Genomic DNA, 14,553 nt, shown 5'->3' with positions numbered 1-14,553 from the left:
AAGGGTAAAGACGGGGTCAGATGAAAGCGTTCATCTGACCCCATATTCAGTCGCCTATCAAACTCCGGCAGAAGGCCGCAGAGAATAAGCCCTAAGGTGCTCGGCAAACTCTTCCAGGTAGCGAATACCACTGGCTTCCGCTTCCCGACACCACTCCATCAGAGCGTTGAGCTTGTCCTGGGGTTTGAGACCACGCTGGCGCCAGAGTGCTTGCAGCTCATGACTTTTCTCATAGATCTGACGCAGCACCGGATTTCGCGCCAATACGGACTCCAGGGTCTCCTTTTCTGTCGGCTGAATCAGTGTGACTTCACGAGACAGCAGCCGTTTGAGCTTCCGGTACCGGGGACGGATTTCATCGTCCATAAGCGCCTTCTGCTGGCGCAGCACGGGCTCCATCACCCGCTTGCGGTACTGACGCATGATATCAAACCGGTTATTGGCAATAGCCTGAACGGTTTCCACGTCAACATCGATCTTGCCGGGCACATGATGGGCAATCGGGCGGAACCCTTTCGGCTTCGCCAGTCCGAACAACTGGAACAGCCGGATGTAGCCCCAGCCAATGTCCACTTCGAACCAGCGACGGGATAGCTTGGAGGAGTTCGGGTAAGTGTGATGGTTATTGTGCAGCTCTTCGCCACCGATCAGCAGCCCCAGGGGCGAGATGTTGCGGGCGTTATCGGCACATTCATAATTGCGGTAACCCATCCAGTGGCCGATACCGTTCACCACGCCAGCGGCCCATACCGGGATCCACATCATTTGCACCGCCCAGATCCAGATTCCGTGAACACCGAACAGCGCCAGATTGATGATCGCCATCAGGGTAATGCCCAGCGTCCTGTGCCGGCTGTAGACGTTGCGCTCGACCCAGTCCTCCGGGGTGCGCTGGCCGTAGCGCTCAAGGGTCTCAGCCGTTGCCGAATCGGCATAAAGTTCGGCGCCCTGGAACAGTACCTTGCGGATACCCAGCACCACCGGGCTGTGAGGATCTTCCTCAGTTTCGCATTTGGCGTGGTGCTTCCGGTGAATAGCGGTCCACTCCTTGGTGTTCTGGGCCGTGGTCAGCCACAGCCAGAACCGGAAAAAGTGTTTCAGAGCCGGATGCAGATCCAGCGAATTGTGCGCCGAATGGCGATGCAGGTAGAGCGTTACACTGACAATCGTGACATGGGTCATTCCGAGCGTAACCAGAATGAGCTGCATCACCGACAGGTCAAGAAGACCATTAAACCACATAGCAAACCCTCAAAATCATAATCCCTGGCGCAAGGCCAACTTCATCACTTTAGCGTACAGCTGTAAGCCACAACAACAGCATTTGGCTGCAAAATTGTTACTGATTACACTTATTCCTTTTCCTGTGGAGACTCCCCTTTGCCCGAACTGCCTGAAGTCGAAACCACCCGCCGCGGTATTGCGCCCCATTGCGAAGGCCAGACCATTGTTGGCGTTACTGTACGAAACAGCGGCCTGCGATGGCCCGTTCCAGCGGATCTGGGCGAGAGACTCAGGGGGCAGATGATAAGAAGTATAGACCGGCGTGCGAAATATTTGTTCCTTAATGTGGACCAGGGAACGGTGATTGTTCACCTGGGCATGTCCGGCAGCCTCCGGATCATTACTGATGACACACCACCTATGGCCCATGACCATATTGACTTGGCACTACAATCCGGTGTCATTCTGCGGTTCAACGATCCCCGGCGCTTTGGCTGCTGGCTCTGGGCCGACTCCGTCACAGATCACCCGCTGATCAGCCACCTTGGACCTGAACCTCTGGCGCCGGAATTCAACGGTGCGATGCTGTTCCGGCGTTCCCGAGGCAAAAACACCCCAGTGAAGTCCTTCATCATGGACAATCATGTGGTGGTGGGCGTTGGCAACATCTACGCCAATGAAGCCCTGTTCAAATCGGGCATACACCCCCGGCGCAAGGCGGGTCGCATCAGCCGGGACCGCTATCACCGGCTGGCTGAGGCCATTCGGGAGACCCTCAGCGCAGCCATCCTGATGGGCGGCACCACCCTGAGAGATTTCGTCAACAGCGACGGCAAACCCGGCTACTTCGCCCAGTCTCTTCTGGTGTATGGCCGTGGCGGAGAACCCTGCAAGAAATGCGAAACCCCGCTAAAAGAAATTCGCATGAACAACCGTGCCACGGTTTACTGCCCCCGCTGCCAGCACTGAACGCTAACGAAAATGCACATTCCGCAACGGAAAATCGTTTGAAAATGCGCAAATATGATTCATAGTTAACAGAGGATTAACGCCCACGGTTTACAATTAGGATTGTATCCACTCGATGCGATTCTGGTGCCATTTTCTCTGGAGACAGCACCTACAAGGGCCAAAAAAGCTCAGGAGACAGTACGATGACCCGCAAGATTTCCCGCACCCTGGTGGCCACTGTGGCGGCCTGCCTGTTGGTATTTTCATCCCTCGGACACGCTCAGGCTGTGGATGAAACCCCGTCAGCGTTAGCGATGACCGGCGACGCCATTTTTGTTCGCCCGGCCCTGCTGGCAACCACCATCGTGGGCAGCGCCGTATACCTCGTATCACTGCCCTTCTCCCTGCTGGGCGGTAACGCAGATGAAGCCGGTGAAGTGCTGGTAATGGGCCCGGCGCGAGCCACCTTTGTACGCTGTCTCGGCTGCACCCGTACCGGCCGCAAGCCGGAAACGGTTAAACAGACCGACAACTGATCCGGACCCAGCGGGACAGCCTCCGTACTATCACGGCTTGCCCCGGCGAGCGATCTCCGGCAGCCTGAAGAAAAATTTTCAGGCTGTTTTTGTATATGGTTGACTGGTCTTCCCTCGAAACGGTGTTCCTTGATATGGACGGAACACTGCTGGATCTGCATTTTGATAACCACTTCTGGCTCGAGCATCTGCCCGCACGCTATGCCGAGCACTATGACCTCCACCCTCAGGAGGCCAAGGACCGGCTGATCCCGATGATCATGGCCGAACGCGGCTCCCTGAACTGGTATTGCACCGACTACTGGAGTGAACGGCTTTCCCTCGACATCACCGGCCTGAAAGCGGAAGTCGGCGACCGGATCGGTTACCGGCCCCACGTGACCGATTTTCTTGACGCCCTTCGGGCATCCGGCCTTCGCTCGGTCATTGTCACCAACTGCCACCCGGCCCCCCTGGCCCTGAAACTCCGGCGTACCGGTCTTGAAGCGCGGGTCGATGACATTGTTTCCAGCCACCAGCTTGGCAAACCCAAGGAAGACCCCGAATTCTGGCAGGATCTTCAGGGGCTGGCGCCTTACCGGGCCGAAACCACCCTGATGGTGGACGACAGCTTTCCGGTGCTGGAGAGCGCTCGAAGTGCGGGCATTGCGCAATGCCTTGCGGTACTGGCACCAGACAGCCAGCAACAGGCCCGGGCCCGGCACCCGGAAATACCCTGCATTCACCACTTTGACGAAATCCTTCCGGCCCTGCGAAAGCGCTCACCCCTGCCATCCGGCCGATGACAGGGTTATAATCAGGTTACAAGCCCATCAGGTGAGGAGATATGACGGCATCAACCCCTGACGACCTACACGTAAGGCTCGACAAATGGCTCTGGGCTGCGCGCTTCTACAAGACCCGATCCCTGGCCAAGGAAGCGATTGAGGGCGGCAAGGTTCACTACAACAGCCAGCGCTGCAAGCCCGGAAGGCTGGTGGAGACCGGTGCCAAACTGACCCTGCGCCTGGGCTGGCAGGAAAAGGTGGTCATTGTTGATGACATCAGCGACCGGCGCCGCGGTGCACCGGAAGCCCAGAAGCTTTACCACGAAACCGAAGACAGCGTAAAAAAACGCGAGGAAATGGCCTGGCAGCGTAAAACCATGCAGGCAGCGCAGCTTCCTCCGGCCAGGCGTCCTTCCAAAAAGGACCGCCGGGATATTCAGCGCTTCCGCGAGCAAAACCGCATCTGAGCCCATTCATGCACCCCCGCACGTATGTCGGGATCATCACTGCCAAGACCGGCATTCAGTTTTCAGGAGACACATAATGGCATCCCGCGACCAGTTCCAGCGTTTTATCTTCGAGCACAGTCAGGTGCGGGGAGCCTGGGTACAGCTGGGAGAAAGCTTTCGCGAAATCGGCAGCCAGGCGCCTTACCCGGACACCGTAAGAGGCCTGATGGGCGAAGCCCTGGCTGCCAGCATTCTGATGAGCAGCACCCTGAAGTTCGAGGGCACCCTGTCGATCCAGGCCCAGGGGGAAGGGCCTCTGCGCACACTGATGGCAGAATGCAGCCATGACCGCTACATCCGGGGGCTGGCACGCTTTGACGAACACGCCGTCAGCGAGGACAGCTTCCACGACCTGTTAGGCGAGGGCCGTATGGCCATCACCATTACTCCGAACAAGGGCAACCGTTATCAGGGTGTGGTGCCACGGGAACAGGGCACCCTCGGCGGCTGCCTGGAAGACTATTTCGAGCGCTCGGAACAGATTCCCACCAGCCTGTTCCTGTTTGCCGATGAAAATGCCGCCGCCGGCCTGATGCTTCAGCGCCTGCCGGGCGCCACCGAAGAGGACGACGACCTTTGGGACCGGGTCAACCATCTCGCCCGGACGGTAGAGGCCTCCGAGCTACTGGAACTGGACAGTGAAACGCTCCTGCACCGCCTGTTCCACGAGGAGACCGTGCGCCTGTTCGATGCCGAACCGGTCGCCTTCCGTTGCAGTTGCTCCAGGGAACGAACCCTCGGTGCACTGGAGGCCATTGGCAGTGAAGAGTGCTACAGCATTCTGGATGAACAGGGCACCATCGATATGGATTGCCAGTTCTGTCATGCTCACTATCGTTTCGATAGAAATGATATCGATCATCTTTTCACCGGTCATACGCTACACTAACAGCTCTTCTGATTCGCCGGGAAGCCACTGATAGCAAGGCTTCCCGGGCAGTCGTTTTTTACCGGCGTGTCTGGCATAATAGCGCGCCTGAATTGACCCGATTGTTCAGATTTCCGTCAATTTTGGGGGCAGCCTGAGCAATCACTAAGACATCCCGAGGGCGAGGTCGAAGTGAGCAACACTTATCATGATCTGAGTACAGCACGACTGGTCGAGGTGGCACTGGCACGTGACGAAGGCCAGCTGGCTTCCAACGGGTCACTGGTGGTAACAACCGGTGATCGCACAGGCCGGTCTCCCATGGACCGTTACATTATCGAGGAGCCAAGCACCTCTGACGACATCCATTGGGGTCCGATCAACCGTCCGTTTGACGCTGAAAAATTCGACGCACTCTGGGACCGTGTTGAAGCCTACATTGCCGAAAAAGACCGTTTTATATCCCACGTTCACGTCGGCTCCGACCCCGAGCACTATCTGCCGGTGAAAATGACCACCGAAACCGCCTGGCAGAACCTGTTCGGCCGCAACCTGTTTATCCGCCCGGACAGTTACAACCCGGCCGACAAGCAGGAATGGCAGATCCTGAACGCCGCCAACTTCGAGTGCGTGCCCGAGCGGGACGGCACCAACAGTGACGGCTGCGTCATGATCAACTTTGCCAGGCGCAAGGTTTTGCTGGCAGGCATGCACTACGCCGGCGAAATGAAAAAAGCCATGTTCTCCGTGCAGAACTTCCTGCTGCCGGAAAAAGACGTGCTGCCGATGCACTGCTCCGCCAACGTGGGCGAGGACGGCGAAACCTGCCTGTTCTTCGGCCTGTCCGGCACTGGCAAGACCACCCTGTCTGCTGACCCGCACCGTTTCCTGATCGGCGATGACGAGCATGGCTGGGGCCCTGGCACCGTATTCAATATTGAGGGCGGCTGCTACGCCAAGTGCATCGACCTCTCCCAGAAGAACGAACCGATCATCTGGAACGCCATCCGTTTTGGTGCCATCGTCGAAAACGTGATGATCGACCCGGAGACCCGCGAACCGGATTACACCGACGTTTCTCTTACCGAAAACTCCCGTTGCGCTTACCCGCTCGAGCACGTCGAGAAACGGGTGATCGAGAACCGTGCCGGTGAACCCTCGCACATTGTGTTCCTGACCTGTGACATGACCGGCGTACTGCCGCCCGTGTCCATCCTGAGCCGTGAAGGTGCCGCCTATCACTTCCTGAGCGGCTATACCGCGCTGGTCGGCTCCACCGAGATGGGATCTTCCTCCAAGCTGAAGTCCACCTTCTCCACCTGCTTCGGCGCACCGTTCTTCCCGCGCCCGGCCGGCGTTTACGCAGAACTGCTGATGAAGCGCATGGACGAGTTTGGCAGCAAGGTCTTCCTGGTCAATACAGGCTGGACCGGTGGTCCCTACGGTGAAGGCGAGCGTTTCAGCATCCCGACGACCCGCGCCATCATCGCCGCGATCCAGAACGGTGATCTTGACGATGTGGCAACCGAGCACCTGCCCACCCTGAATCTGGACGTTCCGAAACGCGTACCCGGCGTGGATACCAAGCTGCTGAACCCGCGCAATACCTGGGTAAGCCCGGACTACTACGACGGCAAGGCCCAGGAGCTGATTGCCCAGTTCGTGGAGAACTTCAAGAAGTTCGATGTGGCAGAGGCGATTGTAGACGCTGGCCCCAAGCTGAGCTGAGGCTAAATACTGAAAGAGGGGTCAGATGAAAGCGTTCATCTGACCCCGGGTTCACGTTTTGCCGTTACCCCGCGTAGAACATCAAAGGCACAAAGGCCACCAACAACAACGAGATGCCCATGACAATCAGCGGCATGATAATGCGCTCGTGGCGCTGATAGAAAGTCCCGGGTTCCTGCTGCGCGGCCAGCACCTCTGCCTCGCCCACCACCTGCCGGGTCAGCAGGTGATTCAGGGCCACCGGCGGGCTCAGGTAACCCAGTTCAAACGCCACCAGAGTGACCATCCAAAAATGAATGGGGTGAATGCCACTGGAGTAAGCAATGGTCGCAACCGTGGCGGTCACCAGGATCACGGCGCCGAAGGCGTCCATGATCATGCCCAGTACCACCAGAATGACCACCATCAGCAGCATCGCCGACCAGGCACTGTCGAAGGACTGCGGGAAGGCCGCCATGATGTGGGAGCGCTCGATAACCCCGCCAATGCTGACCGACAGCCCCAGTAACAGGAGCAGTGCACCGATCTCGGCCGTTGTGTCATTGGTGGCGCCACGCAGGCTTCGCTCCAGTCCCTGATGATTAATCTCCCCGGATGCCCTGCCCCTGCGGTTTTTCAGGCTGACATGCTCAAACACCAGGATTGCGAGCATAATCACCGGCAACAGCCTGGGTGCGGAGAACTCGTCCATGCTCACGTCCAGGGCAAGACGGTAGAACAGCACCACACCGGTGATCACCAGCACATAGGGAATCAGCGGCCAAAGGGCCTGAGTCATGGCCGGGAAGGCCTCGGCGGACGGTGCAAGATTGAACTGGCTCTGGCGGTTTACCGTCAGGGCCACCACCGCAAATAGGGTGGCGGTCAGCACAAACACCCAGATGCCCCAGCCGAACAGCTCGTCGGTGGTCACTTCCCGGTTCAGATAGGCAATCACAACCACCAGCAAGCAGGGCCGCAAGACCACCCCCAGCGAACCGGACATGGCCGTCGCGGCCAGTGCCAGATGGCGGCGGGCGCCGGCGGCTCGCAACTCACTGTAGATCACCGCCCCGGCCGCAATCACAAAGATGCCGGAAGCACCGGTGTAGGCGGTCGGCACCGCCGCAACCAGAACGGCTACGACGGCCAGCATCTCCGGCGGCATGCGCCAGGGCCGAAAGACATTGAACACCAGAGTGGCAAGTCGGGTCTGCTTGAGCATCATACCCACCCACACGTAAAGACCGACATTCAGGAACATATCGGACAGTTCCATCATCTTGCCGAGATAGATGCCGATCCCCGAGGCGTGCCCGATCAGGGCGAAATAGGTACCGGAAATCAGGGTCATAACGGTGTAGAGCGGCACCGCCAGGAAGGCCTTGTTCAGGCTGCCGCCTTCGGGCAGATCATCCGGCACCCGGAACAGCCGGTACAGGCTGGCCAGGGTCAGGCAGGCAAAACCGATAATCCAGAAATTGTGCAGCAGCAGTTCTTCCGATGAAACCGCGGTATCCGAGCCCAGGCTGGATTGCCGGAAGATGGCACTGGAACCCAGCAACATGGCGTTAGCAATGGTTTGCAGCGTATGGGATACCGTGTGGTCCAGCCGGGTCTCCATCGCACGCATGGCGATGTGATGGCGGGTCAACGTGGCGGTCACCGCGCACAACATGACCAAAATCACCAGAATGAAACGCTGGGATTCCAGGCCAAAGGCGATCAGGTCGGCAATGAACAGTTCCACTGTCCGGTAGGCTGTGACACCCGGCGTCAGCTGGTCCCGGAGGTTCTCGAAGCTTCGATGGGCCTGCCTGCAGTCGGCGACAGACCGCTCGATGGCCAGCCGGATGTCTGCCGGGTCCTTTTCCCCGGCGCCCAGCAAGGCGGCCATCGGGTCGTCTGCAGGGGCATCCGCGGCCAGTTCAGCAGCCACTGCCGCCTCAATGTCCCGATCGGGATCACAGGTTGGCTGAACCGGATCCACGCGCAACTTGTAATACCCGCTCCACAGCTGCTCACCTCCGCGCAACATCTGGTTATGGATATCACTGCTGGTGGAGAAGATGACCACTGCCAGCAACAGCAGACACGCGGGCAGCGACGAAAACCACTCCAGCCCGCTACGATGAAAACCGCGCTTCGACATAACTGATCACTCTGGGTATGGAATGGTTACAGCAGATCGTCCAGATCCATGGTTTCAACGGCTTCCTGCTTGTCATCCCAGAAGGTACCAAGCTGGCCAAGCGGTGTACGGTGGCCTGTGTTCTCAACCCAGAGGCGGTCGGAGACTGCCACGATCATGTCCGTTGCCATGGCATCTACAAACCGCCAGTCCTCGTTGGCTGGCGCACTCTCCAGGGACTCGGCATGGTTCCGGATCACCTCGCGGACCATGGCCTCATCACCCCTGTTCAGGGCAGCGATGGCGTGAAATACATGGGGCAGCCGAACACCGGCCGCTTCCCCCTGGGCATCCGCAATTTCCAGTCGCTCGAAGGCGTCTTCACCCTTCGGCTGGGCGCCGGGGATCATGGCCCATACGGTTGCCCGCAAAGCCATAGGTGCGCCCCACCACTTGTCATTTTCAAGACAGCCGGTGGCCCGGGCCACGACCGAACCGATATTCGCCGGAACGCCAATGGATGAGGTGGACTGGGTCTGGGCGTTCAGGGCCTGCAGACCTGAAAGCAGGCCGGCCATGTAGATGAACTCATCCATGTCGTCGTCAAAATCGGGACACTCGCCATTGCCTGGCTCACCGTAATGGGCGTTGTGGTGCTGCCAGCCCTTGAAATAGCGCCGGGCAGCAAGGGCATGGGCCCGCTTCTGACGGATCATCGCATCTTCTGCGGCATTCCCGTTCATGGCGTGCAGGGCGGCAAGGGCCGCCAGCTCATGTTCCCGCGCCTGTTCATCGGCACAACCGCCGGCAGAGAGATAGAGCATGACCGCCAGCTGATCCGGCTCGCTGGTCACCCGGCCGAAAGACATCAGCAACGGTGCCGTCGCCTCACTCATGGCACAACCCATGGCCAGGTCACCGCTCTCCATGAGAAAGGGAACGGTGTGATCGCGGGAGAAGCCTTGCATGACATCCCCGGTGGTCTTGTACATCATGTGATTGACCGCACCGCAGCCGCTCAGGATCGCACTGGCTGTACAGGCTGCCACCAGGTTACGGAAACGGCGCGCCGTAAAAAGCGCCTTGCGGGATGGATTCCGGAAATGGGTCATACCTTCTTCACCTTTTGCGTGTTTTGTTCTGATGCACTCTTATGCGATGCCGGTCACACCGGCTAACCAACCGGTTTGTTACAGAGTGTAATCAGGCACGCATTATGGCGTACGAGATTCTGTTTTTATGCGACCGATGCCGCAAATGACGCCAAATTACACACACCGCCAACGCCCGATCGTTTGCACAACAGGCCGCGAGCCACTATAGATTGAAGCAACCGTGAGTCGTTGTGATTCCGGCCAGGACCCAGACCAAACAGCAGAATTACAAAGCAGAACTACAAAAAAGGAGTATCCGATGCGCAAACCTGAACTCGCCGCGGCCATTGCCGACCGCACAGGCCTGACCCGTGAAAAAGCCAGCGAAGTGATCACCGCCTTTACCGACCAGGTCTCAGCCGCTGCTTCCCGGGGCGAAGATACCACCCTGACCGGCTTTGGCACGTTCAATATCCGCAGCCGCGAGGCGCGGGAAGGGCGAAACCCGAAAACCGGCGAAACCATTCGCATCCCTGCCAGCAAAACGGTCGGATTCAAGGCCGGCAAGGCACTGAAAGACAAGATCCGGTAGGCAGTCGAAGGCCCGCCGACGCGGGCCTGTTTACCCTCTGACCGAATTTCAGGTTCCGGCCACGGACGCACACTCGGAACGGGTGGCATCAACCCGGCAGCGAATCGCTTTCATCAGCTTGATGGCGCGCTCGTCGTAAACCCCGTCTTCCAGCAGAGACAGACGAACCTTGCGCAGCATCTTGTCATACTCCGCCGTGTCTTCCTGTGGCAGAATCATCCAGACATCCTCAGGGATCTCCGCCTCTGCCTGGGCAATGATTTCATAGGCCTCATCAATGCGTTTGATCGCCTGTTCCCGCACCATCTGGCCGGCGGAGTCGGGGAAACGGTCGCGGCGGATGATCACCTGGAAATTCATGTAACCCAAAGCGTACTTCACCACCGCGCCGTTTGGCTGCACACCCTTGTAGAGCTCAAGCGGGGTATAGGCGACCGCCGGTGCGTACGCCAGATCGACACTGCCGTTATTGAATTTGCCGGCAAAGTTGGCCGAGTTCGATCCCACCACCGATGCGCCTACGTGGCGAACCATACGGACGGACGCCTGATCATAGTCCAGGGTAGCGATCCGCTTGCCCTGCAGCTTCTCGACCGAATCGATACTGCGGTCACGGGTGTGCAGATAAATGGCACCGCCCGGGAAGACACCGGCAACCTCATAGGGGCCGTCGATCAGGAACGGCCGGGCCTTGGGCTGGCTCAGGGTGTTGTACAGCAGCCGCATTTCCGCTTCACCGGGCACAGCACCCATGGCCTCCAGGCTGCCTGTGAACTTGTTGAACTCCCGGGCCCGGGTGCCGGTTAGCAGGACGGCATCGCACTGCCCTGCCTTGAAGTCCTCGGCGGCAACTTTCTCATCGGTGTAGGCCCGGAGATCCAGCTTGATGCCACTATTCAGGGCAGCCGGCTGGAAGGTTTTGGTGATGGCGAACAGCGGGCCATTGGCACCAACCGGGTCGAAGACGCAGAAGCTGCGCTCAAGAGGCTCGTTCTGTGCCTGAGCATGACCCAGCGAGGGCAACGCCAGACTGGCACACAGGGCAGCCGCCATGGCTACCCACTGGGGGAGATTTGTTGATTTCACGGGATGACTCCTGATTTTTATTGTCGGGCACCGGCCGGGCCACACGTTCCTTGGTCGACCATAGGACGACGGCTACAAGAATACGTCGGCACGGGTGCCTGCTATCAAGGGTTTTTCAGCAAGAGGGGGTGATTCTGTGATGGTGTCGACAGAGGTTCCGCAACCCCTGCCGCATTTTGGACCGGCGACCGGAAATCAGCCCGCCGGCTGTTGCCAGGCTTTTCGGCCCTCAGCAAGAGTGAGCCGGACCACGCCAGGCAATTCCCGGTCGGTTACCGGCGCATGACGGCCAACCGAGACAAGCGTTTGCGGACCCGGTGCCCAGAACGCTTCCGGATCAAACAGACAAAGATCGGCAGGCTCACCCTCCGCAAGGCGGGCCGTTCGGCCAAGCACGGAGGCGGGACCGGTGGTCAGCGCCCGGACCAGGTCAGGCAAAGCCAGTTCGTTCATTTCCACCAGTTCCAGCCCCAGCGACAACACACTCTCAATGCTGGAGAGCCCCGGTTCGGTGGCCGCCATGGGCGCCTGCTTGGCCGCAGTGTCATGGGGCTGATGCTGGCTCACGATGGCATCAATGACGCCCTCTCGGACTCCTGCAATCAAGGCCTTTCGGTCTTCCTCGCTGCGCAGTGGCGGACGCACATGGAACCGGCTGTCGAATCCGGCCAGGGCGTCGTCGGTGAACACCAACTGGTGCATGGCCACGTCGGCCGTCACGGCAATGCCTCGGCGGCGGGCATCCGCGAGCATCTCAACACTGCGGGCACAGGACAGCTGGCTCAGGTGCAACCGCACGCCGGTTTCCTCTGCCAGCAACAGCATTTCCATCACCGCCGCCGTTTCCGCCACTTCCGGAATACCCAGCAGACCCAGACGGGAGGTTACCAGCCCGTCGTGGGCATAGCCGTCCGCCGCCAGGGCCTGGTTCTCGGGGCTGAACATCACCGTTAAACCGAAGGTCTGGGCGTAGGCCATGCACCGGCGCAATATCCGGGCATTGCGCACACCCCGGGAGCCATTACCGACCGCCACGCAACCGGCAGCGGCCAGCCCAGCCATGTCGCTGAGCAGGTCGCCTTCAAGGCCCCTGGTAATCGCACCTACGGGTAGCACCCGGATAGGCGACCGGCTGGCGGCACCGTCACGAATCAGGTGGGTAACGGCACTGGAATCGTTCACCGGAGAGGTTTCCGGAGAGGCACAGACGGTGGTAAAGCCACCGTGGGCCGCTGCCCGGGTTTCCGAGGCAATATTGCCTTTCTGGCCATTGCCCGGTTCACGGAGGTTGCAGCAAAGATCAACAAAACCCGGGGCAATCACACAGCCTTCAGCGCTGATGGTTTCGTCCGCCCGCTCCCTGGTGGCCGTTTCACCCATAGCGGCGATCCGGCCATCCCGAACCAGCAAGGCGATGTTTTCAGACTCATTTCCTTCGCCATCGTACAGACGTCCGCCAGTGATTTTCAGGCTGTTGCCGCTGGATGTTTCAACACTGCTCATGCCTGCCCCCTCCCACTCAGTTTCTGCTGGCGCTCGGCCACCTGGCCACCCATGGCCATGGACATGACCGCCATCCGGATGGCGATGCCGTTGGTCACCTGATTGAGAATCACGGATTGCGGGCCATCGGCCACCGCCGATTCAATTTCAACGCCCCGGTTGATCGGGCCCGGGTGCATCACAATGCACGCCGGATGAGCCAGAGCCAGCTTTTCCTGATTCAGGCCATAGAGCCGATAAAACTCACGCTCGCTCGGCAGCAGGGCGCCTTCCATCCGTTCGTTCTGCAGGCGCAACATGATCACCACATCCAGATCCTTCATGCCTCGGGTCATATCGTACTCGACCTTACAACCCAGACTTTCCACATCCTTGGGCAGCAAGGTCCCCGGGGCAATCACCCGGACCTCTTCCGCCCCAAGCACATTCAGGGCACGAATCTGGGAGCGGGCCACCCGGGAGTGAAGCACGTCACCCACAATGGCCACCTTCAGGCCCTCAAAATGCCCCTTGTGCTGGCGAATGGTGAGCATGTCGAGCATGGCCTGGGTCGGGTGCGCATGGCGGCCATCACCGGCGTTGATAATGGCCACGCCCGGGGTGACGCTCTCGGCAATAAAGTGCGGCGCGCCACTCTGGGAATGCCGAACCACGAACATGTCGCTGGCCATGGCCTCCAGGTTCAGAAGCGTGTCGGACAGGGATTCGCCCTTGGACGTGGCCGAGGTGCTGATATCAAGGTTAAGCACATCGGCAGACAGACGCTTGGCGGCCAGCTCAAAGGTGCTGCGGGTCCGGGTGCTGGATTCAAAGAACAGGTTCACCACAGTCCGGCCGCGAAGCAGGGGCACTTTCTTGATGGTGCGTTCGCCGACTTCAATAAACGAATCGGCGGTATCCAGGATGTCGGTCAGTAAGGCGCGGTCGAGGCCATCAAGGGTGAGAAAGTGCCGCAACTGACCATCCCGGGTCAGCTGCAAGGGGTGCGGGGAAGCGTCGTTTGCGGTCATGGGTCGCCTGTTATCTGTTTCGGAGGTTTACTGTCTGGCTTCCTGGAACTCGATGCGGAGCGGGTCGGGGCCACGGAGCTTGACGCGCTGATGGGAGTCCAGTGCCAGCGTCTTGCCGGTCACGTCCGGCTGGATCGGCAGTTCCCGGGCTCCGAGGTCTATCAGGGTGGCCAGTATGATACTGGCTGGACGGCCATAATCGAAAATTTCATTCATTGCCGCGCGAATGGTGCGGCCACTCATGATGACATCGTCAATCAGGATGATGTCCCGTCCTTCGGTATCAAAGGGCAGACTGGAAGGCTTGACCCTGGGGTTCAGCCCGATGCGGCTGAAGTCATCACGATAAAAGGAAATATCCAGTTCCCCGAACGGCTCTTCAATATCAAGACGCTTACTAAGCACATCCGCCAGCCAGACCCCACCGGTACGGATACCAATGAGCACTGGGGATTCAGCGCCCCGTTGCTCAAGAACCTGGCGCAATCCGGTTTCCATCTGATCCAGTAACTGGTCGATATCAAGCAATGCGGTCATTAATGCCTCACTGTTATTAAAAGCCGGGGACTATCCTT

14 protein-coding genes are annotated in these 14,553 nt (G+C 59.2%); 7 read left to right on the top strand and 7 right to left on the bottom strand.

Annotation, left to right across the window (positions count from 1 at the left end; genetic code table 11):
- Nucleotides 1-57 precede the first annotated feature (57 nt).
- Nucleotides 58-1,242: a fatty acid desaturase gene (locus tag NLK58_RS14185; protein WP_117619073.1), complete on the bottom strand. Its 1,185-nt coding sequence runs from the start codon at nt 1,240-1,242 to the stop codon at nt 58-60.
- 138 nt (nt 1,243-1,380) lie between these two features.
- On the opposite strand from NLK58_RS14185, the gene mutM reads away from it, so the two are divergent.
- The 6 genes from mutM (at nt 1,381) to NLK58_RS14155 (ending at nt 6,583) form a co-directional block, all read left to right on the top strand.
- A complete protein-coding gene (gene mutM, locus NLK58_RS14180) occupies nt 1,381-2,193 on the top strand; it encodes a bifunctional DNA-formamidopyrimidine glycosylase/DNA-(apurinic or apyrimidinic site) lyase (RefSeq protein WP_341581067.1) in 813 nt (270 codons plus the stop codon).
- Nucleotides 2,194-2,378: 185 nt separating this feature from the next.
- On the top strand, nt 2,379-2,711 hold the full coding sequence (locus NLK58_RS14175; RefSeq protein WP_117619071.1) for a hypothetical protein: 333 nt from the start codon (nt 2,379-2,381) through the stop codon (nt 2,709-2,711).
- Between the two features lie 95 nt (nt 2,712-2,806).
- Nucleotides 2,807-3,496 (top strand): GMP/IMP nucleotidase, encoded by a 690-nt coding sequence (gene yrfG / locus NLK58_RS14170; RefSeq protein ID WP_341581065.1) that lies wholly within the window; start codon nt 2,807-2,809, stop codon nt 3,494-3,496.
- Between the two features lie 41 nt (nt 3,497-3,537).
- A complete protein-coding gene (gene hslR / locus NLK58_RS14165) occupies nt 3,538-3,945 on the top strand; it encodes a ribosome-associated heat shock protein Hsp15 (protein WP_117619069.1) in 408 nt (135 codons plus the stop codon).
- A 76-nt stretch (nt 3,946-4,021) separates the two neighbouring features.
- Nucleotides 4,022-4,876, top strand: a complete 855-nt coding sequence (hslO, locus tag NLK58_RS14160) for an Hsp33 family molecular chaperone HslO (protein WP_117619068.1) — start codon at nt 4,022-4,024, stop codon at nt 4,874-4,876.
- A 171-nt stretch (nt 4,877-5,047) separates the two neighbouring features.
- The gene (locus NLK58_RS14155) at nt 5,048-6,583 is read left to right on the top strand and encodes a phosphoenolpyruvate carboxykinase (protein ID WP_117619067.1); all 1,536 of its coding nucleotides are present in this window, start codon (nt 5,048-5,050) and stop codon (nt 6,581-6,583) included.
- A 64-nt stretch (nt 6,584-6,647) separates the two neighbouring features.
- Here NLK58_RS14155 and NLK58_RS14150 read toward each other — a convergent pair whose 3' ends face one another.
- Both NLK58_RS14150 and NLK58_RS14145 read right to left on the bottom strand, forming a co-directional pair.
- Nucleotides 6,648-8,714 carry a TRAP transporter large permease subunit gene (locus NLK58_RS14150; RefSeq protein ID WP_117619066.1) on the bottom strand — a complete coding sequence of 689 codons (2,067 nt, stop codon included), beginning with the start codon at nt 8,712-8,714 and terminating at the stop codon, nt 6,648-6,650.
- 26 nt (nt 8,715-8,740) lie between these two features.
- Nucleotides 8,741-9,805, bottom strand: a complete 1,065-nt coding sequence (locus tag NLK58_RS14145; protein ID WP_341581063.1) for a hypothetical protein — start codon at nt 9,803-9,805, stop codon at nt 8,741-8,743.
- A gap of 301 nt (nt 9,806-10,106) precedes the next feature.
- On the opposite strand from NLK58_RS14145, the gene NLK58_RS14140 reads away from it, so the two are divergent.
- The gene (locus NLK58_RS14140; RefSeq protein WP_117619064.1) at nt 10,107-10,379 is read left to right on the top strand and encodes an HU family DNA-binding protein; all 273 of its coding nucleotides are present in this window, start codon (nt 10,107-10,109) and stop codon (nt 10,377-10,379) included.
- 48 nt (nt 10,380-10,427) lie between these two features.
- On the opposite strand, the gene NLK58_RS14135 is transcribed toward NLK58_RS14140, so the two are convergent.
- The 4 genes from NLK58_RS14135 to pyrR form a co-directional block, all read right to left on the bottom strand.
- Nucleotides 10,428-11,432 carry a putative solute-binding protein gene (locus tag NLK58_RS14135; protein ID WP_117620409.1) on the bottom strand — a complete coding sequence of 335 codons (1,005 nt, stop codon included), beginning with the start codon at nt 11,430-11,432 and terminating at the stop codon, nt 10,428-10,430.
- A 228-nt stretch (nt 11,433-11,660) separates the two neighbouring features.
- Nucleotides 11,661-12,968, bottom strand: a complete 1,308-nt coding sequence (locus tag NLK58_RS14130) for a dihydroorotase (protein WP_341581062.1) — start codon at nt 12,966-12,968, stop codon at nt 11,661-11,663.
- Complete coding sequence (locus tag NLK58_RS14125) at nt 12,965-13,978, bottom strand: aspartate carbamoyltransferase catalytic subunit (protein ID WP_117619062.1); 1,014 nt, start codon at nt 13,976-13,978, stop codon at nt 12,965-12,967. Before NLK58_RS14125 ends, NLK58_RS14130 begins: the two co-directional genes overlap by 4 nt.
- Nucleotides 13,979-14,005: 27 nt before the next feature.
- Nucleotides 14,006-14,515, bottom strand: a complete 510-nt coding sequence (gene pyrR, locus NLK58_RS14120) for a bifunctional pyr operon transcriptional regulator/uracil phosphoribosyltransferase PyrR (protein WP_117619061.1) — start codon at nt 14,513-14,515, stop codon at nt 14,006-14,008.
- Nucleotides 14,516-14,553 lie beyond the last annotated feature (38 nt).

Origin of the sequence: Marinobacter metalliresistant (genome assembly GCF_038098645.1) — a bacterium.
GTDB lineage: Bacteria > Pseudomonadota > Gammaproteobacteria > Pseudomonadales > Oleiphilaceae > Marinobacter > Marinobacter metalliresistant.
The sequence above is the reverse complement of the archived record's forward strand: the minus strand, read 5'-3'. Positions and strand labels throughout refer to the sequence as shown.